Source organism: Streptomyces sp. WI03-4A (genome assembly GCF_033792105.1).
Taxonomy (GTDB): Bacteria; Actinomycetota; Actinomycetes; order Streptomycetales; family Streptomycetaceae; genus Streptomyces; species Streptomyces collinus_A.
In genome coordinates, this window is record NZ_JARAUO010000036.1 from 70,743 (window position 1) to 94,706 (window position 23,964).

Annotated in this window: 23 protein-coding genes; 4 read left to right on the forward strand and 19 right to left on the reverse strand. The window is 72.1% G+C overall.

The window, feature by feature from the left end:
* Positions 1-22: 22 nt before the first annotated feature.
* Complete coding sequence (locus PV343_RS29585; protein WP_319150079.1) at positions 23-1,183, forward strand: TDT family transporter; 1,161 nt, start codon at positions 23-25, stop codon at positions 1,181-1,183.
* Here PV343_RS29585 and PV343_RS29590 read toward each other — a convergent pair.
* From PV343_RS29590 to PV343_RS29605, 4 genes are all read right to left on the reverse strand, one after another.
* Complete coding sequence (locus PV343_RS29590; RefSeq protein WP_319150081.1) at positions 1,095-1,814, reverse strand: helical backbone metal receptor; 720 nt, start codon at positions 1,812-1,814, stop codon at positions 1,095-1,097. The genes PV343_RS29585 and PV343_RS29590 overlap by 89 nt on opposite strands.
* The gene (locus tag PV343_RS29595; RefSeq protein ID WP_319150082.1) at positions 1,814-2,386 is read right to left on the reverse strand and encodes a helix-turn-helix domain-containing protein; all 573 of its coding nucleotides are present in this window, start codon (positions 2,384-2,386) and stop codon (positions 1,814-1,816) included. Before PV343_RS29595 ends, PV343_RS29590 begins: the two co-directional genes overlap by 1 nt.
* Before the next feature lie 330 nt (positions 2,387-2,716).
* The gene (locus PV343_RS29600; RefSeq protein ID WP_319150083.1) at positions 2,717-4,531 is read right to left on the reverse strand and encodes an ABC transporter permease/substrate binding protein; all 1,815 of its coding nucleotides are present in this window, start codon (positions 4,529-4,531) and stop codon (positions 2,717-2,719) included.
* Entirely contained in the window at positions 4,524-5,600 is a 1,077-nt protein-coding gene (locus tag PV343_RS29605) for a quaternary amine ABC transporter ATP-binding protein (protein ID WP_319150084.1), read from the reverse strand. Before PV343_RS29605 ends, PV343_RS29600 begins: the two co-directional genes overlap by 8 nt.
* A gap of 170 nt (positions 5,601-5,770) precedes the next feature.
* On the opposite strand from PV343_RS29605, the gene PV343_RS29610 reads away from it, so the two are divergent.
* The 3 genes from PV343_RS29610 (at position 5,771) to PV343_RS29620 (ending at position 8,647) form a co-directional block, all read left to right on the forward strand.
* Complete coding sequence (locus PV343_RS29610) at positions 5,771-6,697, forward strand: 5'-3' exonuclease (RefSeq protein ID WP_415923521.1); 927 nt, start codon at positions 5,771-5,773, stop codon at positions 6,695-6,697.
* A 106-nt stretch (positions 6,698-6,803) separates the two neighbouring features.
* Positions 6,804-7,652, forward strand: a complete 849-nt coding sequence (locus tag PV343_RS29615) for a siderophore-interacting protein (protein ID WP_319150086.1) — start codon at positions 6,804-6,806, stop codon at positions 7,650-7,652.
* A 41-nt stretch (positions 7,653-7,693) separates the two neighbouring features.
* Positions 7,694-8,647, forward strand: coding sequence for a pseudouridine synthase (locus tag PV343_RS29620; RefSeq protein ID WP_319150088.1), 954 nt, complete (start codon positions 7,694-7,696; stop codon positions 8,645-8,647).
* Positions 8,648-8,673: 26 nt separating this feature from the next.
* Here the strand turns inward: PV343_RS29620 and PV343_RS29625 are convergent, their stop codons facing one another.
* From PV343_RS29625 to pafA, 15 genes are all read right to left on the reverse strand, one after another.
* Positions 8,674-10,161, reverse strand: a complete 1,488-nt coding sequence (locus PV343_RS29625) for a cytochrome P450 (protein ID WP_319150090.1) — start codon at positions 10,159-10,161, stop codon at positions 8,674-8,676.
* Positions 10,162-10,231: 70 nt separating this feature from the next.
* Positions 10,232-10,852 carry a GTP-binding protein gene (locus PV343_RS29630; RefSeq protein ID WP_319150092.1) on the reverse strand — a complete coding sequence of 207 codons (621 nt, stop codon included), beginning with the start codon at positions 10,850-10,852 and terminating at the stop codon, positions 10,232-10,234.
* Entirely contained in the window at positions 10,833-11,246 is a 414-nt protein-coding gene (locus tag PV343_RS29635) for a DUF742 domain-containing protein (RefSeq protein WP_319150094.1), read from the reverse strand. Before PV343_RS29635 ends, PV343_RS29630 begins: the two co-directional genes overlap by 20 nt.
* Positions 11,243-11,647 carry a roadblock/LC7 domain-containing protein gene (locus PV343_RS29640; protein ID WP_020938984.1) on the reverse strand — a complete coding sequence of 135 codons (405 nt, stop codon included), beginning with the start codon at positions 11,645-11,647 and terminating at the stop codon, positions 11,243-11,245. Before PV343_RS29640 ends, PV343_RS29635 begins: the two co-directional genes overlap by 4 nt.
* Positions 11,644-13,308, reverse strand: a complete 1,665-nt coding sequence (locus PV343_RS29645) for a sensor histidine kinase (RefSeq protein WP_319150097.1) — start codon at positions 13,306-13,308, stop codon at positions 11,644-11,646. Before PV343_RS29645 ends, PV343_RS29640 begins: the two co-directional genes overlap by 4 nt.
* Before the next feature lie 479 nt (positions 13,309-13,787).
* Positions 13,788-16,640, reverse strand: a complete 2,853-nt coding sequence (locus PV343_RS29650; RefSeq protein ID WP_319150099.1) for a DEAD/DEAH box helicase — start codon at positions 16,638-16,640, stop codon at positions 13,788-13,790.
* 88 nt (positions 16,641-16,728) lie between these two features.
* Complete coding sequence (gene tatC / locus PV343_RS29655) at positions 16,729-17,670, reverse strand: twin-arginine translocase subunit TatC (RefSeq protein WP_319150100.1); 942 nt, start codon at positions 17,668-17,670, stop codon at positions 16,729-16,731.
* Between the two features lie 48 nt (positions 17,671-17,718).
* Complete coding sequence (tatA, locus tag PV343_RS29660; RefSeq protein ID WP_317442398.1) at positions 17,719-18,003, reverse strand: Sec-independent protein translocase subunit TatA; 285 nt, start codon at positions 18,001-18,003, stop codon at positions 17,719-17,721.
* A 270-nt stretch (positions 18,004-18,273) separates the two neighbouring features.
* The gene (locus tag PV343_RS29665; protein ID WP_020938989.1) at positions 18,274-18,468 is read right to left on the reverse strand and encodes a hypothetical protein; all 195 of its coding nucleotides are present in this window, start codon (positions 18,466-18,468) and stop codon (positions 18,274-18,276) included.
* A 19-nt stretch (positions 18,469-18,487) separates the two neighbouring features.
* Positions 18,488-18,790 carry a hypothetical protein gene (locus tag PV343_RS29670; protein WP_319150101.1) on the reverse strand — a complete coding sequence of 101 codons (303 nt, stop codon included), beginning with the start codon at positions 18,788-18,790 and terminating at the stop codon, positions 18,488-18,490.
* A gap of 4 nt (positions 18,791-18,794) precedes the next feature.
* Complete coding sequence (locus PV343_RS29675; protein ID WP_319150102.1) at positions 18,795-19,832, reverse strand: WYL domain-containing protein; 1,038 nt, start codon at positions 19,830-19,832, stop codon at positions 18,795-18,797.
* A gap of 19 nt (positions 19,833-19,851) precedes the next feature.
* Positions 19,852-20,829: a helix-turn-helix transcriptional regulator gene (locus PV343_RS29680; RefSeq protein ID WP_319150103.1), complete on the reverse strand. Its 978-nt coding sequence runs from the start codon at positions 20,827-20,829 to the stop codon at positions 19,852-19,854.
* Between the two features lie 147 nt (positions 20,830-20,976).
* A complete protein-coding gene (locus tag PV343_RS29685) occupies positions 20,977-21,348 on the reverse strand; it encodes an FKBP-type peptidyl-prolyl cis-trans isomerase (RefSeq protein ID WP_020938993.1) in 372 nt (123 codons plus the stop codon).
* Between the two features lie 93 nt (positions 21,349-21,441).
* Complete coding sequence (locus PV343_RS29690) at positions 21,442-22,452, reverse strand: FKBP-type peptidyl-prolyl cis-trans isomerase (protein ID WP_319150104.1); 1,011 nt, start codon at positions 22,450-22,452, stop codon at positions 21,442-21,444.
* 144 nt (positions 22,453-22,596) lie between these two features.
* Positions 22,597-23,958: a Pup--protein ligase gene (pafA, locus tag PV343_RS29695; RefSeq protein WP_020938995.1), complete on the reverse strand. Its 1,362-nt coding sequence runs from the start codon at positions 23,956-23,958 to the stop codon at positions 22,597-22,599.
* Positions 23,959-23,964 lie beyond the last annotated feature (6 nt).

Genomic DNA, 23,964 nt, shown 5'->3' on the forward strand with positions numbered 1-23,964 from the left:
ACGGCCGCGGGACGGTGGCGTCATGGTCATCGCAGCAGCACCGTCCCTGCCCCTCCCCTGGTCCGCCCGTGTGCGGCACCTGGGCCCCCACTGGTACGCCGCCGTCATGGGCACCTCCGTCGTCGGCACCGCCGGGGCCGCGCTGCCGGTCCGGGTCGGCGGGCTGCGCGAGGCCGGCACGGCCGTCTGGGCGCTGGCGCTGGTGCTGCTGGTGGTCCTGCTGGCCGGGCGCGCCCTGCACTGGACCCACCACCGCGACCAGGCGCGCGCCGACCTCCTCGACCCGGCGATGGCGCCGTTCTACGGCTGTCTGTCCATGGCGCTGCTGGCGGTGGGCGGCGGTGCCGTCACCGTCGGCCGGGACTGGATCGGCGTCCGCGCGGCCGTCGCCCTGGACGGGGTGTTCTTCCCGGCCGGCACGCTGATCGGGCTGGCGGCCGCCGTGGCGGTGCCGTACCTGATGGCGGTGCACCACCGGGTGCGGGCCGCCGAGGCCACCCCGGCCTGGCTGCTGCCGCTGGTCGCGCCGATGGTCTCGGCCGCGGTCGGCCCGCTGCTGGTGCCGTACCTGCCGCCGGGGCAGTCCCGCGAGACGCTGCTGCTCGCGTGCTTCGCGCTGTTCGGGCTCAGCCTGCTGGCGACGCTGCTGATGCTGCCGCTGGTCTTCGCCCGGGTGATCGGCTCCGGCCCGCTGCCGCTCGCGCTGACCCCGGCGCTGTTCCTGGTGCTCGGTCCGCTCGGGCAGTCCACCACCGCGGTCGCGCTGATCGCCGACCGGGCCGACGGGGTCGTACCGGCGCCGTACGACCACGGTCTCGGTGTCTTCGCCGTGCTGTACGGGGTGCCGGTCATGGGGTTCGCGCTGCTGTGGCTGGCGCTCGCCGCCGCACACGTGGTCCGGGCCCGGCGCCGGGGCATGGGCTTCTCGATGACCTGGTGGGCGTTCACCTTCCCGGTGGGCACCTGTGTCACCGGCGCCGCCGCGCTCGCCCGGCACACGGGTCTCGCCGTGTACGACGGGCTCGCCGTCGGTCTGTACGCGCTGCTGGTCGCCGCCTGGCTGGCGGCCGGCACCGGGACCGTGCGGGGCCTGCTCAGCGGCGACCTGCTCGCAAGGCCTCGGCCAGCACCCGCGGCGCCTCGGCCAGCGACGGGCCGTACCACGTCAGATGGCGCCCGCTGACCAGGGCGCAGGGCAGGCCGGGGAAGGCTTCGGGGCCGTCGTCGGCGGTGAAGCGGTAGGGCTCGTCGGGCAGCACGACCAGGTCGGGGGCGGCCGCCGTCAGCTCGTCGAGGGGCACGCGGGGATAGCGGTCGGGATGGCCCGTGTACACGTGGTGCACGCCGAGCCGGGCCAGGACGTCGCCCGCGAAGGTGTCGCGGCCGAGGACCATCCAGGGGCGGCGCCAGACGGGGACGACCGCGGTCCTGCGGCTCGCGGGCACGGGCAGCGCGCCCCAGGCGGCCTCCGCCTCGTCCAGCCAGCGGGGGCGGGCGGGCGCGCCGCAGGCGGTGAGCACCCGCTCCAGCTCCCGGAAGGCCCGCGGCACCGACCGCACCTCGGTGACCAGGACGGTCAGGCCCGCCGCGCGCAGGGCGTCCAGGTCGGGGGCGCGGTTCTCCTCCTCGTTGGCGATCACCAGGTCGGGGGCGAGGGCGCGGATCCGCTCGACGTCGGGGTTCTTGGTGCCGCCCACCCGGGTCACGTCGAGGCCGGGCGGGTGTGTGCACCAGTCGGTGGCGCCGGCCAGTGCCCCCGGCAGGGTCGCGGCCACCGCCTCGGTGAGCGACGGGACGAGGGAGACGACCCGCACTAGCGGGTCCGGTCCTGGACCGCCTCGATGTGCTCGGCGACCGCCACCACGATGATCCGGGTGTCCGGGACGGTGGCCCGCCAGCGGTGGCGGACCCCGCCGGTCAGGTAGAGGGTGTCGCCGCGGCCGAGGCGGTAGGCGCGGCCCTCGGCCTCGATCTCGACGGCACCGTCGGCGACGTACATCAGCTCGTCGTTGCGGTGCTGGAACTCGCGTCCGGCGTCGTGGTCGCCGGTGTACTCGGAGGCGTGCAGCTGGTGGTGGCCGCGGACCAGGGAGCGGGTGCGGGGGGCGAAGTCCGCCTCGGTGGCGGTCTCGGCCCGCACGACGTCCACGCTGGCCGCCGGGTCGGCGGCGGCGAGCAGTTCCACGGCGGTCGTGCGCAGGGCGTCGGCCAGCTTCTCCAGGGAGGTGTGGCTGGGGCGGGCCTTGTCGTTCTCGACCTGGCTGAGGAAGGGCACCGAGAGGCCGGTGCGCTCGGCCACGACGGCGAGGGTGAGCTCGAGCGCGCGGCGGCGGCGCCGGACGGCCGCGCCCACCCGCGCGGGCTGCTGCTCTTTGTGGTCGCCCATCGCTCGGCTCCCTCCTTCACTCGTCGTGTCCCCTGCCGGGTGCCCCTCGCCGGGCGCACCTCCGAAGAGTTCTCTGCACCCTACGCATGTTCGGCAAACCGTTTCAGGCGGCTGTCACATCCCCGACACGTCGGTGGGCCCGCACCCTCACGGTTCGCGCCATGCGGCGACGGCCCGCGCGGGACGGGTCTCCCCTGGTTCAAGGCACGCGGGGCCGCCGGTGTTCCCGGTGCACCGGGTGCATGGCGCTGTGTGGTTGGCCGGAACCGTACCGTAGTCGTCGGGGTGCCGGTACGACAGGAGGGGTGGGCGGCGGTCGGTGCTGTCAGGTCACCCGGCCGCCTGGCTCTTGGCGCCCCGCCCGGCGATCGGCGCCCACCTGTCGAGCTGACCGGGGTGCTCCTTGAGCCAGGTGCGGACGGCGTCCTGCTCCTTGCCCTTGCCGGCCTTCTGGATCGCCGCCTCGAGGCCGGTGAGCTGCTTCTCGGTCATCGAGAAGTTCTTCAGCCAGGTGCCGACCTCGGGGTTGTCGGCCGCGAAGCCCTTGCGGGCGAGGGTGTGCACGCCGTCGCCCTTGCCCCAGGCGCCCCGGGGGTCCTTCAGCTTCTTCAGGCCGTAGTCGCTGTAGGCCCAGTGCGGGGACCAGAGGGTGACGACGACCGGCTGCTTCTTGGCGTAGGCGCGCTTCAGCTCCGCCAGCATCGCGGGCGTGGAGCCGTCGACCACGTCGTAGGAGCCCTGGAGGCCGTACTCCTTGAGCACCTTGCTCTTGAGCAGGCCCATCATGCCCGCGCTCGGCTCGATGCCGACGATCCTGCCGCCGAACTCGGAGGCGTGGTCGCGCAGGTCCTCCAGGGAGTTCACGTCCTTGACATAGGAGGGGACGGTCAGCTCCAGGGAGGTGGGGCCGTACCACTTGCCGAGGTCGTCGAGCCGGTCGCCGTACTTCTTCCAGTACTCGGCGTGCGTGGCCGGCAGCCAGGAGTCGGTCTCGAAGTCGAGCTGGCCGGTGGCGAGGCCGGTGTAGAGGGGGCCCGCCGTGTACTGGGTGGTGGTCACCTTGAAGCCCCGCTCCTCAAGGAGCTCCTTCCACAGGAAGGTGGAGGCGATGCCCTCGTCCCAGGGGATGTAGCCGATCCTGATCTCCTTGCCCTTGCCGACGTCCGTGCCGACGGCCTCGGAGGTGCCGGCGGAGGGGCCGAAGAGGCCCGTCCCGCCCGCCACGAGCGCGAGGACGACCACGCCGACGACGGCGACGGCCGGGCGCGGCCGGTACGACCAGGCGGTGGTCCGGGCCTTGGCGGCGGCCCTGCGGCCGAGCGGGGAGAGCTGGGTGCCCAGGGCGCTGGTCATGCGGTCGAGGTAGATGGCGAGCACCACGATGCCGACGCCCGCCTCGAAGCCGAACCCGATGTCGAGCCGGCCGATGGCCTCGTTGACCGCGCCGCCCAGTCCCCCGGTGCCGACCATGCCGGCGATGACGACCATGGACAGGCCCAGCATGATCACCTGGTTGACGCCGGCCATGATGGTGGGCAGGGCGAGCGGCAGCTGCACCCGCCACAGGGTGTTGCGCGGGCTGGTGCCGAACGCCTCGGCGGCCTCGACCAGTTCGGCGTCGACCTGCCGGATGCCCAGTTCGGTCATGCGGACACCGGGGGCGAGCGCGAAGATCAGGGTCGCGATGACACCGGCGGCGGTGCCGAGCCCGAAGAAGAGGATGGCCGGGATCAGCAGGACCATCGACGGCATCGTCTGGAGCAGGTCCAGGACGGGCCGCACGGTGGCGCTGACCGCGCGGGAGCGGGCGGCCCAGATGCCCAGCGGGACCGAGATCAGCAGGGCGATGACGGTGGCGACGAGGACCAGGGCCAGGGTGGACATGGCCCGGTCCCACAGGTCGAGCGAGTCCACGAGGGCGAACCCGGCGAAGGCGAGGACACCCGCGGCCAGGCCGCGCAGCCACCAGGCGACGACGGCCAGCATGCCGGCCAGCAGCAGCGGCTGGGGCGCGGTGAGCACCGCGTCGAGGCCGTCGTACATGCCCTCCACGACCGCCCGGATCGCGTCGAACAGCCAGGACAGGTGGGCGACCAGCCAGTCGACGCCGGAGTCGACCCAGTCGCCGAGGTGCAGCCTAGGCACGGGCGGTCACCTTCCTCTCGCCGTCGGCGCAGGGGGTGGGCGCGCCCCGTTCGTCGCCGAGGAAGCCGACCAGGCGCTGCCGGGGCACGACGCCGACGAGGTCCCGGCCGGCGTCGACCACGGCGACGGGGTGGCTGAGCCGGGCGCTGATCGCGCACAGCTCGGCGAAGGAGGCGTCCGGCGTGGCGGTCTCGCAGCCGCAGTCGGCTTCGTCGCCGCGCACCTCGGTGTCCATCACGGCGGCGGCGGTGAGCACCCGGGAGCGGTCGACGTCCTGGATGAAGGAGGCGACGTAGTCGTTCGCGGGCCGCAGCAGGATGTCCTCGGCGGTGCCGGTCTGCACGACGCGGCCGTCGCGCATGACGGCGATGCGGTCGCCCAGGCGCATGGCCTCGTTGAGGTCGTGGGTGATGAAGACGATGGTCTTCTTCAGGGTCTTCTGCAGGTCCAGGAGCTGGTCCTGCATGTCGCGCCGGATCAGCGGGTCGAGGGCGCTGAAGGACTCGTCCATCAGCAGCAGGTCGGCGTCGGTGGCGAGGGCGCGGGCGAGGCCCACGCGCTGCTGCATGCCGCCGGACAGCTCGTCGGGCCAGGAGTCCTCCCAGCCGGCCAGGCCGCACAGGGCGAGCGCCTCGTCGGCGCGGCGCTCGCGCTCGGCGCGGGGCACGCCCTGCACTTCCAGGCCGTAGGCGGCGTTGTCGCGGACGGTGCGGTGCGGGAAGAGCGCGAAGTGCTGGAAGACCATGCTGATCTTCTTCGAGCGCAGGTCGCGCAGTTCGCGGTCGCCGAGCGCGGTCAGGTCCTGGCCGTCGAAGCGGACGTGACCCGCGGTCGGCGCCAGCAGGCCGTTGAGCATGCGCAGCAGCGTGGACTTGCCGGAGCCCGACAGTCCCATCACGACAAAGATCTCACCGGCCCGGACGTCGAAGGACGCGTCGATGACGGCGGCGGTGGTGCCGTCGGCGCGCAGCTCCTCCCGGTCGGCTCCCCGCCGCAGCCGCTCCACTGCCTGGTCCGGTCGTCTGCCGAACACCTTGAACAGGTGGTCGGCTTCCAGCTTCGATGACACGCGCACCTCTCGCTTCCGGGGACATGACAGAGGCCGCGCCTCCCCGCATCCGGCATGGTCAAACTTTTACGTGACACACCTCACGACTCGCGCGTACGCCTCCCCCGCGACTGCCACCCCCGCCCTTGCGCCGCCGTATCGCTGTCGGTGCCGTGCGGCATGATGCGAGCGTGACCGGACGACTGATGCTCCTCGACACCGCCTCGCTGTACTTCCGCGCCTACTTCGGCGTGCCGGACTCCGTGAAGGCCCCGGACGGCACGCCGGTGAACGCCGTGCGCGGACTGCTCGACTTCATCGACCGGCTGGTGAAGGACCACCGGCCGCAGCAGCTCGTGGCCTGCATGGACGCCGACTGGCGGCCGCAGTGGCGGGTGGACCTCATCCCGACCTACAAGGCGCACCGGGTCGCCGAGGAGCGCGCGGGCGCGCCGGACGAGGAGGAGGTGCCGGACACGCTGTCCCCGCAGGTGCCGGTCATCGAGGCGGTGCTGGACGCGGTCGGCATCGCCCGGGTCGGGGTCGCCGGGTACGAGGCGGACGACGTGATCGGCACGTTCACCGGACGTGCGGCCGGGCCGGTGGACATCGTCACCGGCGACCGCGACCTGTACCAGCTCGTCGACGACGGGCGGGGGATCCGGGTGCTGTACCCGGTCAAGGGCGTCGGCACGCTGCAGCTCACGGACGAGGCGGTACTGCGCGAGAAGTATGGGGTGGACGGCCGCGGGTACGCGGATCTGGCGCTGCTGCGCGGCGACCCGAGCGACGGCCTGCCGGGTGTGCCCGGCATCGGTGAGAAGACGGCCGCCAAGCTGCTCGCCGAGTTCGGCGACCTGGCCGGGATCATGGCGGCGGTCGACGACCCGCGGGCGAGGCTCACGCCGTCGCAGCGCAAGCGGCTGACCGAGGCGCGGCCGTACGTGGCGGTCGCGCCGAAGGTGGTGCGAGTGGCGGACGACGTCCCGCTGCCGGAGGTGGACACGGCGCTGCCCCGCACCCCGCGCGATGCGGCGGGTCTTGAGGCGCTGGCGGCCCGGTGGGGCCTGGGTGGCTCACTGCAACGGCTGCTGACGACGCTGGCAGAGCGATCCTGATCGGAATATTCCGGCAAAGGGCGATCGCCGAGCGCTCATAGGAGGCCTGCCGACTGGAGAGAGATGCTAACTTAGGTAAACCTAACCAATGCAGCAGGAGGCCGTGATGGCAGAGCGCCCGGGACGGAAGCCGCGCAAGCCCCATACCGCCCAGGTGGTGCGCACCGAGCGGCTGTCCCCGCACATGCAGCGCGTCGTGCTGGGGGGCGAGGGCCTCGCCGACTTCGCCGCGGACACCTGCACCGACCACTACGTGAAGCTGCTCTTCGGCCCCGAGGGCGTGACCTACCCGGAGCCCTTCGACCTGGAGCGGGTCCGCGCGGAGTTCCCCCGCGAGCAGTGGCCGGTGACGCGGACCTACACGGTGCGCGACTGGGATCCCGGACAGCGCGAGCTGACCCTGGACTTCGTGATCCACGGCGACGAGGGGCTGGCCGGTCCCTGGGCGGCGCGGGTGCGGCCGGGCGAGAGCGTCCGCTTCATGGGCCCCGGTGGCGCCTACGCGCCCGACCCGAGCGCCGACTGGCATCTGCTCGCCGGTGACGAGAGCGCGCTGCCCGCGATCGCCCGGGCCCTGGAGACGCTGCCCCCGGGCGCCGTGGCGCACGCCTTCGTCGAGGTGGCGGGCCCCGAGGAGGAGCAGAAGATCGACTCCGAGGTGCCGGTGGTCTGGCTGCACCGCGGGGACCGGCCGGTGGGCCAGGCACTGGTGGAGGCCGTAAGGGCGCTGCCGTTCCCGGCGGGCCGCCCCCAGGCGTTCGTGCACGGCGAGGCCGGCTTCGTGAAGGAGCTGCGCCGGCTGCTGCGGGTGGAGGCGCAGATCCCGCGCGAGGACCTGTCGGTCTCCGGCTACTGGCGCCTCGGCCACAACGAGGACGGCTGGCAGGCCTCCAAGCGGGAGTGGAACGCCCGTATCGAGGCCGAGCAGGAGAGCGGGGACGTGGCGGCCGCCTGAGCCGCGCCTCCCCCGCCACGGCGCCCGTACCCTTGTCCCTGATGAGACGCCGTACGCCACCCCCGCCCGCCCCGCTCCCGCAGCGTGACGGTGTCGACCCGGTGCGGGTGCGGCTGCCGTACGGCGCCGCCTGGGGCACCGTGCGGGAGCATCTCGTGGCACGGCTGACCGGCGCCGGGCCCGGCATGGTCGAGGCGATGTTCGACGCCGGGCAGGTCGTCGGGGCCGACGGACGGGCGGTGGCGCCGGACGCGCCCTACGAGCCCGGCCTGTACGTGTGGTTCCACCGCGACCCGCCGGCCGAGGTGCCGGTGCCGTTCCCGGTGGAGGTCGTCCACCGGGACGAGCACATCGTGGTCGCCGACAAACCGCACTTCCTCGCCACCACCCCGCGCGGCACGCATGTCACCCAGACCGCGCTGGCCCGGCTGCGGCACGAGCTGGGCATCCCCACGCTGACCGCCGCGCACCGGCTGGACCGCCTCACCGCCGGTCTCGTGCTGTTCACGGTGCGGCCCGAGGAACGCGGCGCCTACCAGGCCCTGTTCCGGGACCGCGCGGTGCGCAAGGAGTACGAGGCCGTCGCCCCGTACGACCCCTCGCTCGCCCTGCCGCTCACCGTGCGCAGCCGCATCCTCAAGGAGCGCGGGGTGCCCGCGGCGCGGGAGGTCGAGGGCGAGCCGAACGCGGTGACCCGGGTGGAGTCGGCCGGCCACCGCGCCGGTCTGGGCCGCTACCGGCTGGTCCCGGAGACCGGGCAGACCCACCAGCTGCGCGTCCACCTCAGCGCCCTCGGCGTGCCCATCCTCGGCGACCCGCTCTATCCCCGGGTGACCCCGCCGGTGCCCACCGGCGACTTCCGGCGCCCGCTGCAACTCCTCGCCCGGCGGCTCGAGTTCACCGATCCCGTCACCGGGGCCGAGCACTCCTTCAGCAGTGGCCGTACGCTCCGGGCCTGGGCGTCCCCACGGGAGTGGACCGCCGGGACGCCGTAGCGCGGGCGGGTTGCGCGGGCGGGCGGTCAGTCGCCGCGCCACCAGCGCAGCAGACGGTGCCACAGGGTCTCGCGGCGGGCGGGCTCCGGTGCCGCCGGGACGGGGTCCACCGGGGCCGGGGGCGGTGCCACCGGCCGGGGATCGGGGGCGGGCGCCGGATCGGTGTGCGGGGTGCCCACCTGCCAGGTGGAGCGCTGCGGCGGGATGGGTGAGGCGCTGGGCGGCAGGCCCACGTCCTGCTGGGGCTTCGGCTCGAAGCGGACCGGCAGGGCCACCAGGTGCCGGGAGGCGATCGAGGACCGCCAGCGCAGGTCGTCCTCGGGGCAGTCGAGCTGGATGTCCGAGAGCCGCGTCAGCAGCGCGTCCACGCCGACGTCGGCGATGGCACGGCCGATGTCCTGACCCGGGCACTCGTGCGGGCCGCCGCCGAAGGCGAGGTGGGACCGGTTGCCCTGCATGTTCGCCGACAGGTCGGGGCGCACCCGCGGGTCCACGTTGCCCGGGGCCGGCGCGAAGAGCAGCCCGTCGCCCTTGCGGATGCGCTGGCCGCCGAGCTCGGCGTCCTGCTTGGCGAAGTAGCCGAAGACGGTGCTGAACGGCGGCTCGTCCCACAGGGACTGCTCGATCGCCTCCGGAACGGTCATCTGGCCCCCGTTGAGCTGGGCCCGGAAGCCCGGCTCGGTCAGGACCATGCGCAGCGCGTTGGCGAGCAGGTTGGCGGTCGCCTCGTAGGCGGCGAACAGGACCAGCCGCAGGTGTTCGCGGACCTCGTCGTCGGTCAGCCCGGCGGGGTGGGTGATGAGGTGGCTGGTGAAGTCGTCGTCGGGCCGGGCCCGCCGCCGGGTGGTGAGCCGGCTCAGCGCGTCCATGACGTAGCCGTGGCTCTCGATGGCGGTCTCGGTGCCCTTCAGGGCGTCCCGGGCGGCCTGCACCATCCGGTCGTTGTACTCCTCCGGCATGCCGAGGATCTCGCACATGACGGCCATCGGCAGGTGCTCGGCGAACTGGGAGACGAGGTCGGCCCTGCCGCGTTCGCAGAAGGCGTTGACCAGTTCCTGTGTGTGGCGGCCGATGTGTCGGCGCATGCTGCGGTGGTCGATGGTCGACATGGCGCCGGTGACCGCGGCGCGCAGCCGCTGGTGCTCGTCGCCCTCGGCGTGCGAGCAGATGGGCTGCCAGGCGATGTGCGGCATGAGCGGGTGGTCGGGTTTGACCATGCCCTCCTGCAGCGGGGTCCAGATGCGGCTGTCGCGGCAGTACTGGGAGGGGCTGCGCACCAGGTGCAGGTTCTCGGCGTGTCCGAGCACCACCCACATCGGTACGTCGTCGTGCAGGAGTACGGGCGCGACGGGCCCGTGCTCCTCGCGCAGCCGCTCGTAGAGGTCGCCGAGTTCCTCCACGTCGGGGCCGTAGAGCCGGTGCAGTCCCCCGGGCCCCAGGCCGTGCGCCGGGCAGCCCGGCGGCGGGCCTGAGGTGGGGTCGGTGCCGGTCAGTGATTGCTGTTCAGGCGTCACAGTGTCGCTCCGGGAACGGATGGTGTGCGGGGGTCGGCCGGGGGGACCGGCCGGGGGGCGGGCGCGCGGGTCAGGTGAGCGCGCCGGACAGGGCGAGTGAGTGCAGGAAGCGCATCAGGGCCATCAGCACGTCCCTGCTGGAGGCCCGACGGCGCACGTCGCACTCCATGATCGGGACGTCCGGCCCCAGGTCGAGCGCGGTGCGCAGCTCCTCGACGGGGTAACGGGGCGCGTCCGGGAAGGAGTTGACGGCGACGACGAACGGCACGCCGCGCTCCTCCAGGCGCCCCATGACGTCGAAGCTGACCTCCAGGCGCCGGGTGTCGACCAGGACGACCGCGCCGAGCGCGCCCTCGAACAGGCCGTTCCACAGGAACCAGAAGCGCTCCTGGCCGGGGGTGCCGAACAGGTAGAGCACCAGCTTGTCGGTGATGCTGATGCGGCCGAAGTCCATGGCCACGGTGGTGGCCGTCTTGGAGTCCGAGCCGTAGTTGTCGTCGACGCCGATCCCGGCCTGGGTCATGGTCTCCTCGGTGGTCAGCGGCCTGATCTCGCTGACGGAGCCGACCATGGTGGTCTTGCCCACGCCGAAGCCGCCCACGATCACGATCTTCACCGCGGCCTGCGCCGAGTGCGGGAGGTGGTCCTCCGCGCGCGGGCCGGGGATCGCGTCAGAGCCGTTGAAGTCCATGCATCACCGCTTCGAGGAGTGACCGGTCGGGGAGCGCCTGACGGACGATCGGGGCGCGCGGCTGCACCAGTTCGTTCGTGATCAGCTCGGTGATCAGGACGGTCATCGCGCTGAACGGCAGGCTGAGGTAGGCCGAGAGCTCGGCCACGGACAGGGGGGCGGCGCACAGCCGGAGCACCGCCGCCTCCTCCGGGGTGGCGGAGGGCGGCGGCGCGCAGCGCGCCACGATCAGGGTGACCAGGTCGAGTTCGGCCCGCCCGCCGTCGGCGCCGCCGGCGATGGTGTACAGCCGTTCGGGGTTCCTGGGCGTCTCCTCGCCCTCCGCCGGTTTCGCGGGCGGGGGTGGCGGGGGCGGCAGGTGCTGCCGGCGCCGTTTGCGTCGCGGAGGAGTCATACGGTCTGCCCGTTCCGCCGGGGCGGACTGGTGAGATGGGCGCCGATGCGGACCACGAGGTCGCGCATCATGCCGCTCATCCGGCCGGGTTCGCAGGTGACGTCGGCGAGCACGGCGAGGTAGGCGTTGGCGCCCGCGTTCATGAGGTAGAAGTAGCCGCCGTCGATCTCGATGACGACGAGCTTCATGTCGCCGGCGCCGGGGATCTCCTGGATGATGGCGCCGGCCAGGCTCTGCATCCCCGCGCAGGCGGCGGCCACCCGGTCGGCGGCGTCGGGGTCGCCGCCGTAGCGGGCGATGCGCAGTCCGTCGGCGGACAGCACCACGATCATCTCGATGCCCGGCACGCCGTCGTTCAGCTGCTTGAGCATCCAGTCGAAGTTCGCTCGCTGCTGGATCACTTGAGGTCTCCCTCGTCGTCGGCCTCGGTGGTGGCCGCGGGGGCCGGGTCCGAATCGTTGAGCAGGTGCAGGTACGCGGTCGGGTTCCGCGTGAAGTCGGTGAGTTCGGCCGCGGTGGCGTCCTCGGGCATGCCCTTGCGCAGGCCGTCCCAGAAGGCGTCGACCCACATGCCGGGCGGCCGGTCCCGGAGCTTCTGGCGCTCGGGGTCGATCTCGGGCTCCGGTTCGGGCCGGGGCTGGGACCAGATGGTCGGCCTGCCCTCGCGCTCGGCGCGCTCGATGGCGGCCTGTTCGGCGACCCGCTGGTGGAGCGGGGTCTTCACCCGGCTGCGGCGCTGGGGCAGGCCGCCGGCCGTCCATTCGGTGACCTCGGGGACGTCGTCCTCCATGGAGATACCGGCGGGGATCCGGGGGCTGGTGGGGCGACGCTTCTTGGGCGGGCGCTTCGGGCCCTCGACGGCGCCGAGTTCGGGCTGCGGTACGGCGGTGGCGCCGATGCCGTGGGCGGCACCGACACCGGGCTCGGTGGTGGTCATGCCGCGCGGGACGACGAGGATCGCCCGGACGCCGCCGTAGGCGGAGGCGCGCAGCGAGACCTGCATGTCGAAGGCCTTGCAGAGGCGGCCGACGACGGCGAGGCCGAGGCGCGGGTTGGAGCCCAGGTTCTCCGCGTCGTCGCCCGCCATGGCGTCCGTGATCGCCTTCTCGATCCGGGCCCGGGACTCCTCGCTCAGGCTGACGCCGGCGTCCTCGATCTCGATGACGAGGCCGCTCTGCACCTCGGCGGCGGTGACGTGCACCTTGGTGGACGGCGGCGAGTAGCGGGTGGCGTTGTCGAGGAGTTCGGCGGCCGCGTGGATGATCGGCTCGACGGAGGTGCCCTTGATGTTGATGTTGACGATGGAGTTCAGCTCGATGCGCCGGTACTCCAGGATCCGGGACATGGCGCCGCGCAGCACGCTGTACAGCGACACGGGCAGCGGCCACTGACGGCCGGGGCGGCCGCCGCCGAGCACGGAGATGGAGTCGGCGAGGCGGCCGATCAGCGCGGTGCCGTGGTCGATGCGCAGCAGGTCGTCGAAGACCTCGGGGTTGCGGCCGTGGTCCTCCTCCATCTCCCGCAGTTCGTTGGCCTGCTGGTGGACGATGGCCTGGACGCGGCGGGCGATGCTGACGAAGGAGCGCTCGGTGGCGTCGCGCATCGAGATCTCGTGGTCGGCGCCGCGCAGCGCGTTGCGCAGCAGGGTGCGCTGGGAGTCGGGCATGTGGCGCAGTTCGGGGTCGAGGTCGACGACCTTGCGCATCACCTCCCGCAGCGACTCCCCGGCCTGCAGTCGGCGCAGTCCGAGGGAGAGGACGTCGGTGCCGAGGCGGACGATGTCCGCGTCGTGGTCGGCGAGACGGCGTTCCAGATACGCGGTGTGACGGGCGTGCTCGGCCTGTGCCTCGCGCAGCGCGCGTCCGCGGCGGACGGCTTCGGCGGCCGTGGCGAGGACCAGCAGCAGGGCCACGGCCCCGCACCCGCCGACGGCGATCCGGGCCGGGGCCGGGACCAGGGCGACCGCGGCCCCGGCCGCCGCGGCCATCACTATGGCCGGCAGCAACAGCACACGCGCGTAAGGACGTTCACGGCCACCGGGAGGCTTTTGAACACTCACCATGGATGCCTTCTGAGACGGGTCGGCTGGGTGTCGGAGGAGTTCGTGGGGGGAATGTTCCGGGAACTGAGGGGATCTTCGGGAAGTTTAGGAACAGGCGCACGAATTCATCTCAACTCGGTGCGCCGCAGGCGAGCTTAATCCGACCGGATCATCGCCGTGTCATATTCGGCAAGCACCTGAAATCACCCACGCCCCAGGAGTAGGCTCGAATCCATTTACACGCTCGGCAGTTATTCGAACACCAGGAGTGACGGTGTTCGGGCATGCGAGGGTCACTCACCGTGAGGAGTGAACGGGGCGCTCCGGTGGGCCCGGTCCCCCGCGCACCCGGCGCACCCCCGGACGCGGCGCATGAAAAACCGGACCGCCCCGAAGGACGGTCCGGTCGCTCGGCACGGCACCGGCGCACCGGCGTGCCGAAGGGGGCGCGGGATGGCGCGCGCGCCGGCCGGGCACGCTCCGCGCCCGGCCGCCCGGCGTCATCCGACGGACGAGTAGGCCACCACACCCCGCAGCAACTGCTCCACCGCCTTGCGGGCGGTCTTCACGACGGTCGAGCCCTCGGTGGGGGCCGCCGCGGAGATCTGCCCCAGCACGTCGATGACCTGCTTGCACCAGCGCACGAAGTCGCCGGCCGGCATCTCGGCCTCGCGCAGCACCTCGTCGAGCCCCTTGCCCGAGGCCCACATGTAGGCGGCCCAGGCGAAGCCGAGGTCGGGCTCGCGCTGCCCGACGCCTTCCGTCTGGTTGATCCGGAAGTCCTCCTCCACGGCGTCCAGCCGGCCCCAGATCCGGACCATCTCGCCGAGCGCGGCCTTCGCCTTGCCGGACGGCAGCTTGGGCGCCATGGCGTCGTCGCCGACCCGCGCCTCGTACACCAAAGCCGAGACGCAGGCGGCCAGTTCGGCCGGGCCGAGGCCCTCCCAGACGCCCTCGCGCAGGCACTCGCTGGCCAGCAGGTCGAGCTCGCCGTAGAGCCGGGCCAGCCGCTTGCCGTGCTCGGTGACCTCGTCGCCGCGCAGGTAGTCCAGCTCGGTCAGCAGCGCCACGATCCGGTCGAAGGTGCGCGCGATGGTGTTCGTGCGGCCCTCGATCCGGCGCTCCAGCTGCGAGGTGTCGCGCATCAGCCGGTGGTACCGCTCGGCCCAGCGGGCGTGGTCCTCCCGGTCGTCGCAGCCGTGGCAGGGGTGGGACCTGATCGCCGTGCGCAGCCGGGCGATCTCGCGGTCGTCGGCGGCCTGCGAGCGCTTCTTGCGGGCCCGCTCCGGCGGGATGTGCCCGGCCTTGGTGCGCAGGGCGGAGGCGAGGTCCCGGCGGGACTGCGGCGAGCGCGGGTTGAAGGACTTCGGGATGCGCATCCGGTCCAGCGCCTCGACCGGCACCGGGAAGTCCATCGACGCCAGCCGCTTGACCTGACGCTCGGCGGTCAGCACCAGCGGGCGCGGGCCGTCCTGGTGGTCGAAGCCGCGGTGGCCGTTGGAGCGGCCGGCCGGCAGGCCCGGGTCCAGCACCAGAGCCAGACCGGCGTACTTGCCCGTGGGCACGTGGATCACGTCGCCCGGTTTGAGCCGTTCCAGGGCGACCGCGGCCTCAGCGCGGCGGGTGGCCGCGCCCTGCCGGGCCAGCTCGGTCTCCCGGTCCTTCAGCTCACGGCGCAGCCGCGCGTACTCCTCGAAGTCGCCGAGGTGGCAGGTCATGGAGGCCTTGTAGCCCTCCAGGCCCTCCTCGTTGCGCTGCACCTGACGGGAGATGCCGACGACCGACTTGTCGGCCTGGAACTGCGCGAAGGAGGTCTCCAGCAGCTCGCGCGAGCGGTGCCGGCCGAACTGCTCGACCAGGTTGACCGCCATGTTGTACGACGGCTTGAAGCTGGAGCGCAGCGGATAGGTGCGGGTGCCGGCGAGCCCCGCCAGGTGCTCCGGGCTCATGCCGCGCTGCCAGAGCACCACGGCGTGGCCCTCGACATCGATGCCGCGCCGTCCCGCGCGGCCCGTCAGCTGCGTGTACTCGCCCGGGGTGATGTCGGCGTGCTGCTCGCCGTTCCACTTGACGAGCTTCTCCAGCACCACCGAGCGGGCGGGCATGTTGATGCCGAGCGCGAGGGTCTCGGTCGCGAACACGGCCTTGACGAGACCGCGTACGAACAGCTCCTCCACGACCTCCTTGAAGGTCGGCAGCATGCCCGCGTGGTGGGCGGCGATGCCGCGCTCCAGGCCCTCCAGCCACTCGTAGTAGCCGAGGACGTGCAGGTCCTCGGTCGGGATGGCGGCGGTGCGCTCCTCGACCAGCGCGCGGACCCGCTCCCGCGCCTCCTCGTCGTTGAGCCTGAGGCCCGCGTACAGGCACTGCTGGACGGCCGCCTCGCAGGCGGCCCGGCTGAAGATGAAGGTGATCGCGGGCAGCAGCCCCTCGGCGTCGAGGCGCTCGATGACCTCCGGCCGGCCCGGCGTCCACACCCGGGAGCGCTGTCTGCGCTCCCGCTCCCGCTCGGCCTCGCGCATCGCGCGGCCGCGCCTGCGGTCCTGGTACGACGGCCGGCTCGCCTCCATGCGGGCCAGCCGGACGAGGTCGGGGTTGACGGCCTTGCGGTGGCCCTCGCCCTCCTCGAACAGGTCGTACATCCGGCGCCCGGCGAGCACGTGCTGGAACAGCGGCACGGGCCGGTGCTCGGAGACGATCACCTCGGTGTCGCCGCGGACGGTGTCCAGCCAGTCGCCGAACTCCTCGGCGTTGGACACGGTCGCCGACAGCGACACCAGGGTCACCGACTCGGGCAGGTGGATGATCACCTCTTCCCAGACGGCGCCTCGGAAGCGGTCGGAGAGGTAGTGCACCTCGTCCATGACCACGTACCCGAGGCCGAGGAGGGTCTGGGAGCCCGCGTACAGCATGTTCCGCAGCACCTCCGTGGTCATCACGACCACGGGGGCGTCGGAGTTGACGCTGTTGTCGCCGGTGAGCAGGCCCACCTGCTCGGAGCCGTAGCGCCGGCACAGGTCGGCGTACTTCTGGTTCGACAGCGCCTTGATGGGTGTCGTGTAGAAGCACTTCTTGCCCTGCAGCAGGGCGAGGTGGACGGCGAACTCGCCCACGATCGTCTTGCCCGAACCGGTGGGGGCGGCCACCAGCACGCCCTTCCCCGCCTCGAGCGCCTGGCAGGCCTCGATCTGGAAGGGGTCGAGGCCGAAGTCGTACATCTCGCGGAAGGACGCGAGCGCGGTGGCCTGCTCGGCTGCCCGTCGCCGGGCTGCCGCGTACCGCTCGGCCGGTGAGAGGTCCTCTGTCATCGTGCTTTCGAGCGTACCGGGCCCCACCGACAACAGGACGATCATTATCCGGAACGTGCGCTGATCGACAAAGACGGCTGCCCCCGCCGGTCAGGGCGGGGGCAGCCGTCGTGCGCGACGCGGTGGGCGGGCCTCAGGTCACGTCGTCGTAGCCGTTGACCCGGTCCGTGGTCGTCTGCTCGGGCAGCCGGCCGGCGACGACGGGCTCGACGTCGCCGATGGCCTCGGGCGTGAGGTCCAGCTCCGACGCCTCGTCGTCACCCGGGCCGTCGGCGTCGCGGCGGGCCCGGCGCCGGTCGTTGATCAGCGCGATGGCCACGGCGATGAAGTACAGAGCCCAGATCGGCGCCGCGAGCGCCAGCATCGTCATCGGGTCCGGGCTGGGGGTGGCCACCGCCGCGAAGGCGGTGATGCCGACGACCATGCCGCGCCACCAGCCCAGCATCCGCCCGCCGGACAGCACGCCGGTGAGGTTGAGCATGACCAGCAGCAGGGGCATCTCGAAAGCGAGGCCGAAGACGACGACCATGCGCGTGACGAGGTCCAGCAGGTCGTCCAGCGGCAGCAGGTTCTCCGCGCCGGACGGCGTCAGGTCGATCATCACCCGTGCCGTGGTGGGCAGCACGTGGAAGGCGAGGTAGCCGCCGCCGAGGAACAGCGGGAAGCCGAAACCGACGAACGCGTAGGCGTACTTCTTCTCGGTGCGGTGCAGGCCCGGGGCGACGAACGCCCAGAGCTGGTAGAGCCAGACCGGCGACGCGAGCACGACACCGGTCATCAGCGAGACCTTCAGCGCCAGGGTGAACGGTGCGAGCAGGCCGCTGACCGTGATGTGCGCGCAGTGGACGTTCTTGGAGGAGGCCAGCTCACCGAAGGACTGGTGGCAGCCGATCTCGTCCAGCACCGGCTCGGTGATGAAGTTGATGATGTCCCTGTAGAAGAACGCCGCCACGATCGTGACGAGCACGATCGCCAGGACACCCTTCGCGAGCCGGTTGCGCAGCTCACGCAAGTGATCCGCGAGCGGCATCCGCCCCTCGGGATCCTTCTCCTTCTTGCGGGCAGACTTGAGCAACCCACATCCTCATCTCGTGCAGCGGACCGGACGGACCCGGCCCTCGCGTCAGCGCTGGGCGGTGTCCGTCGGCTCGTTGACCGGGCGGGAGCTGGTCACGTCGCCGGGGGAGGCCTGGATCGTGCGCTGCGCCGGAGCGGGGTCCTCGGTGGACTGGGCGGTGCCGGCGGGCTGCTTGCCCTCGTCCTTCATCGCCTTGGCCTCACTCTTGAGGATGCGAGCGGACTTGCCCAGCGAGCGCGCCATGTCCGGGAGCTTCTTGGAACCGAATACGAGGACGATGACCAGGACGAGGAGCAGCAGGTGCCACGGCTCAAGTCCGTTGCGGAACATAAATCTTCACCTTCTCACCGAGGCGGGCATGTCCGACAGGTCAGACACTTGTCCGAACGTCTTGCTGGCTGCGATCGTAACGCCTCGGGGTGAACGCGGGACAATCCCCTGACGTACTCCTGCTCTGCGGACCGCGCCTCGTCCCCGGGCCGCGACCAGCAGCGTACCTGGCCGGGGGGCAAAGGTGACAGAGTGAGGTAACCGGCCGCGCGCACCCGTGCGAGGCCCGGAACCGCGGGCCGCCCGCGCGGACCGCCGGCGGGGACGCGTTCACAGGGTGTCGACGGCCCGGGCCGTGCTCACCGCCGCCCGCTCCAGATCCTCGGCCGCCCGGTTGATGCGGCGCGCGGAGTCCGCCACCTGCTGCCCGAGGCGCCGCGCCTCCAGGAACACCCGGACGGCGAGCACCCCCAGGACGGCGAGACCCAGGAAACCCACGGCTACCGCGAACATCGGCCAGAACATGAGCCGAGCCTAGACGGTCCTACACCGTGGAGTGCAGCCGCAGGGTCCGGACACCGCCGCCGGTGAGCAGCTCGACGATGCGCTCCCCCGCGGGCTTGCGCACCGCGACCCCGCACTCGGGGCAGGTGAAGGAGTAGAACGTGGTCCGGCTCGACGCGCCGATGGCCAGGCGCAGGGCGCCCGCGGCGAGCTCGAACCGGCCCCGGCAGTCCGGGCAGCCGGCCCTGAACACCACCGGGACGACTCTTCTCATCCCGGCGAAGGCCGCCGCCGCCGTGATTTCCCTCGGACCCCTCGCACCGGACACCGGAGACTCGCTCAACGCCCTAGCTCCTCTTTTCCTGGTCGCCCCGCCCGCCCCCGACACCCTGCCCCGCGCCCGGCGGGCCCTCGTACGCCGCCAGTGCGTCGCGGGCCGCCCGGCGGGCGCTGTCGGCCAGTTCGGGCGGTGAGACGATCCGGCCGTCGCGGCCGAGGCGCAGGGCCAGCCGGCGCAGCGAGGCCGGGTCGGGGGTCCGCAGAGTGATACGCAGCCCGCCGTCGGGAAGCTCATCGGCACTGTCGTGCGGGTAGTACTCGGCCACCCAGCGGCCGCCGGGGCCGACCTCGATCACGACCTCCGGGTCCTCGGCGGCCGGCTGGACCAGGGCCTGAGACAGGTCCCGCAGTTCCATCTCCGGGGGCGCCGAGGGCTCGTCGAGGATCCTGATCTCGGCGACCCGGTCCAGCCGGAAGGTACGCCGGGCCTCGGAGCGGCGGCACCAGGCCTCGACGTAGGTGTGGCCGACGCTGACCAGGCGGATGGGGTCGATCTCGCGCTCGGTGACCTCGTCGCGCGCGGGCGAGTAGTAGCGGATCCACAGCCGGCGGCGCTCGGAGATGGCCCGGTCGACGTCGGCGAAGACGCCGCCCTCGGACTCGAAGGTCACCGAGAGCCGGGCGCTGGCGCCGGCCGCCTCGCCGGCCGCCGTCTCCACCTTGGCCGTCGCCCGCAGCAGCGCCTGCCGGTCGCTCTCGCGCAGGCCGGGCAGGGTGGACACCGCGCGGGCGGCCACCAGCAGAGCCGTGGCCTCGTCGGCGGCGAGCCGCAGCGGCTCGGCCGCCTCCTCGCCGAGCGCCGCCGGGTTGTGCCACCAGATGCGCTCGCCGTCGGTGTCGATGTCGAGCAGGTCGCCGCCGCGGAAGCTGGTGCCGCACATGGGCAGCAGATCGAGGTCGGAGACCAGTTCGTCCTCGGTGATGCCGAAGGCGCGCGCGACGTCGGCGATCCGCGCGCCGGGGCGCTCCCTGAGGTACGTGACCAGCGAGAGCATCCGCCGGGTCTGGTCGATGGCGTTCACGGGCCTGACCGGTTTGCCTGCCATGGTTGTGCTCCGCTCCCCCTCAGCCCTTGGCCACGGCACGCAGCCGGTCCACCACGTCGGCCCGCAGTTCGGCCGGCTCCAGCACCACCACGTCCGGGCCGAACTCCACCAGCCAGGCGTCCAGTCCGTGCCCGTACGGGATCTCCAACTCGTCCCAGCCGTCGCCCAGTTCCCGCACCCCGGTGGCTTTCGCCCGCAGCGGGTAGCCGGCGCCGGTGCGCAGCCGGATCAGCGCCGTGCCGTCGGCGATCTCGCCGGCCCAGCTCGCGACGGTCTCCCGGACGGTGACGACGTCGGGGACGGGCGCGGTGAAGGCCGCTCCGCGGGAGCGGACCCGGCCGGTGATGCGGGAGAGCCGGAAGACCCGCTCGGCGCCCCGGTCGCGGTCCCAGCCGGCCAGGTACCAGTGGCCGCGCCAGCACTCCAGCGCCCACGGCTCGACGTGCCGGGGCTCGGGGTGCACGGCGGAGGCCTTGCGGTACTCGAAGACGACCGGGCGGCGGTCGCGGCACGCGAGCATCAGCGGCTCGAAGGCGGCCTCGTGCACCGGGATGCGCGGTTCCAGGGCGCCGTGCGCCTCGTAGGGGTCGACGTCCTCGGGCAGGCCGGCCGCGCGGAGCTTCTGCAGGGCGCCGCTGGCCGCGCCGGCCAGCCGGGCCTGCTGCCAGACCTTGGCGGCCAGGCCGAGGGCGGCGGCCTCCTCGGCGTCCAGGGTGATCGGCGGCAGCCGGTTGCTGTCGCGGCGGGCGAGGTAGCCCACCTCGCCGTCCAGGTTCTCGACGGTCTCGATGACCAGGCCCAGCTCGCGCAGGTCGTCCTTGTCGCGCTCGAACATCCGGTTGAAGGAGTCGTCGCTGCCCGCCGCGCCCCTGTCCGGCCGCGAGGCCTCGACGTAGGCCTCGATGGAGTCGCGCAGCTCACGCTTGCTGAGCGGCCGCCGGGTCCCGAGCAGACACAGCGCGAGGTTCATCAGCCGCTCGGCCTTGGCAATGGCCATCGACGCCCTTCACCTTCCCTATGGTGCTTACGGACGATGACCGTACCGCCCCGCCGGTGCGGGGCAAAGCCGAGGGCCCACGCCCGGACAGGCGTGGGCCCCAGGTGATCGGGTCCGGTCGGATCCCGTCAGCAGGCTGTACGACGATCAGACCGCGACCAGGTCGACCACGAAGATCAGGGTCTCGCCGGGCTGAATCGCCGGGGTCGGGCTCTGGTCGCCGTAGGCGAGGTGCGCCGGGATGGTCAGCTGGCGGCGGCCACCGACCTTCATGCCCTGCACGCCCAGGTCCCAGCCCTTGATGACACGGCCGCCGCCCAGCGGGAAGCGGAACGGGGTGCCGCGGTTCCAGCTGGCGTCGAACTCCTCGCCGGTGCTGAAGGCGACGCCGACGTAGTGGACGGTGACGGTCTGGCCCGCCTGCGCCACCTCGCCGTCGCCCTCCCAGATGTCCTTGATCTCGAGGTCCGCCGGCGGCTCGCCGCCCGGGAAGTCGATCTCGGGCTTCTCGATGCTCACGTCAAAAGCTCCTGCTTGTGTACGACACGGAACACGGACAGTCTGTCATCTTCGCAGGTCTGGTGGTGCCGGGGCGGCCGCGCCACGGACCCGCTACATCGCGGCGAGGATGTCCACCGAGAACACCAGCGTGGAGCCCTTCTCGATGGCTCCGCCGGTCGGCGGGTTGTCCCCGTAGGCCAGGTCCGGCGGGACGACGACCATGACCCTGCTGCCCACCTTCTTGCCGGTCAGTCCCTGCGGCAGCCCCTTGACGACCTGCTGCATCTGCTGCAGCGAGAACTGGCTGAGCCGGCCGGAGCCGTAGGTCTGCTCGAAGGGCTTGCCGCTGTCCCAGACGACGCCCTTGAACTGGCACAGGATCGCCTGGTCCGCCTTCAGCTCGGGACCGTCGCCCTCCAGGACGTAGGCCGACACCAGCTTCTTCGGCGGGGCGGTCTTCGGGACGGTGATCGAGGGGGCCTCGCCGTTGGTGTTGGTGCCGACCTTCGGCAGGGCGGCGTCGGTCTGCGGGACCTCGGTGCCCTTGGCGGAGCTCTTGGAGTTGAAGGAGTCGATCAGGTCGATGACGAAGACCAGGGTGTCGGTGCCCTTGATGCCCGCCTGCGCGTTCCCGGACTTGCCGTAGCCCCAGGTGGGCGGGACGGCGATCTGCACCCGGCTGCCGGTCTTCTTGCCCGCGAGGGCGTAGCGCCAGCCGTCGATGATGCTGCCCTGGGCGAGCTGGATGACCAGCGGGCTCTTGCGGTCGTAGGAGTTGTCGAAGACCTTGGCGGTGCTCCAGATCTGGCCCAGGTAGTTGGCCTGGACGAAGTCCTTCTCCGCTACCGTGCGGCCGCTGCCCGCGATCACCGTCTTCACCGCGAGGTCCTTCGACGGCTCGCCCGGCCCCTTCGCGACCGTGGGCTTCTCGTCGAACTTGGTGCCCGCCGTGATCGCGGGCAACGGCCCGTCGACGATCTTGGGCGGGGGCGGTGCGGACGCCGAGGCCGACGGTGACGGCGAGGGCGCGGCCTTGCTCGAGTCGGACTTGCCGTCGCCGCATCCGGCGAGCGTGACGAGCCCGGCGGGCACGGCTGCGAGGAGGAGTGAGCGTCGGCGCACGGAGATGCCTCGTAATCGGTCGATCTTGTGGACTGGCGTGCGCGCAACTCTACGGCGTGACACGGGCGCCGTACGGGAAACGTACGGCGCCCGTGTGGCGCTCCGGCATTCCTGCCCGGAAACGCTTGACTCGTGGGCCTTTCGCTACATTCCGGCGATCAGCTTCTCCACCCGGTCGTCCACGGAACGGAACGGGTCCTTGCACAGGACGGTGCGCTGCGCCTGGTCGTTGAGCTTCAGGTGCACCCAGTCGACCGTGAAGTCGCGGCGCTGTTCCTGTGCCCGGCGGATGAAGTCGCCGCGCAGCCGTGCCCGAGTGGTCTGCGGGGGAACCGACTTGCCTTCGAAGATCTTCAAGTCGTTGCAGATCCGGGTGGCTTGGCCCTTCTTCTCCAGCAGGTAGTACAGGCCACGACGGCGGTGGATGTCGTGGTAGGCGAGGTCTATCTGGGCGACCCTCGGGTGCGACATGGTCATGTTGTGCTTGGCCCGGTACCGCTCGATGAGCTTGTACTTCATGACCCAGTCGATCTCGGTGCCGATGCGGTCGAGTTCCTCGGTCTCGATCGCGTCGAGGGTGCGGCCCCACAGCTCCAGGACCTGCGCGACGGTGCCGGTGCGGATGCCCCGGCGGTCGCAGAAGTCCACGGCCTTGTCGAAGTACTCGCGCTGCACCTCCAGCGCGGAGGCCTCCCGACCGCTGGCCAGGCGCACCTTGCGCCGGCCGGTGATGTCGTGGCTGACCTCGCGGATCGCCCGGATCGGGTTCTCCAGGGTGAGGTCGCGCATGACGGTGCCCGCCTCGATCATGCGCAGCACCAGGTCGGTGGCGCCGACCTTCAGCAGCATGGTCGTCTCGGACATGTTCGAGTCGCCCACGATGACGTGCAGGCGGCGGTAGCGCTCGGCGTCCGCGTGCGGCTCGTCGCGGGTGTTGATGATGGGCCGGGAGCGGGTCGTCGCCGAGGAGACGCCCTCCCAGATGTGCTCCGCGCGCTGGCTGACGCAGTAGACGGCGCCGCGCGGGGTCTGCAGGACCTTGCCCGCACCGCAGAGCAGCTGCCTGGTCACCAGGAAGGGGATGAGAATGTCCGCGAGCCGGGAGAACTCCCCGTGCCGGGCCACCAGATAGTTCTCGTGGCAGCCGTAGGAGTTGCCCGCCGAGTCGGTGTTGTTCTTGAAAAGGTAGACGTCGCCTGCGATTCCCTCCTCGTGCAGGCGTCGTTCCGCGTCCACCAGGAGTCCTTCGAGAATGCGCTCGCCGGCCTTGTCGTGGGTGACCAGTTCGGTCACGTTGTCACATTCGGGTGTCGCGTATTCCGGATGTGATCCCACGTCGAGATAGAGCCGGGCGCCGTTTCGCAGAAAGACATTGCTGCTGCGGCCCCATGACACGACACGGCGGAAGAGGTACCGCGCCACCTCGTCAGGAGACAGGCGGCGCTGTCCCCTGAACGTGCACGTGACGCCGTACTCGTTCTCCAGCCCGAAAATGCGGCGGTCCATGACTGA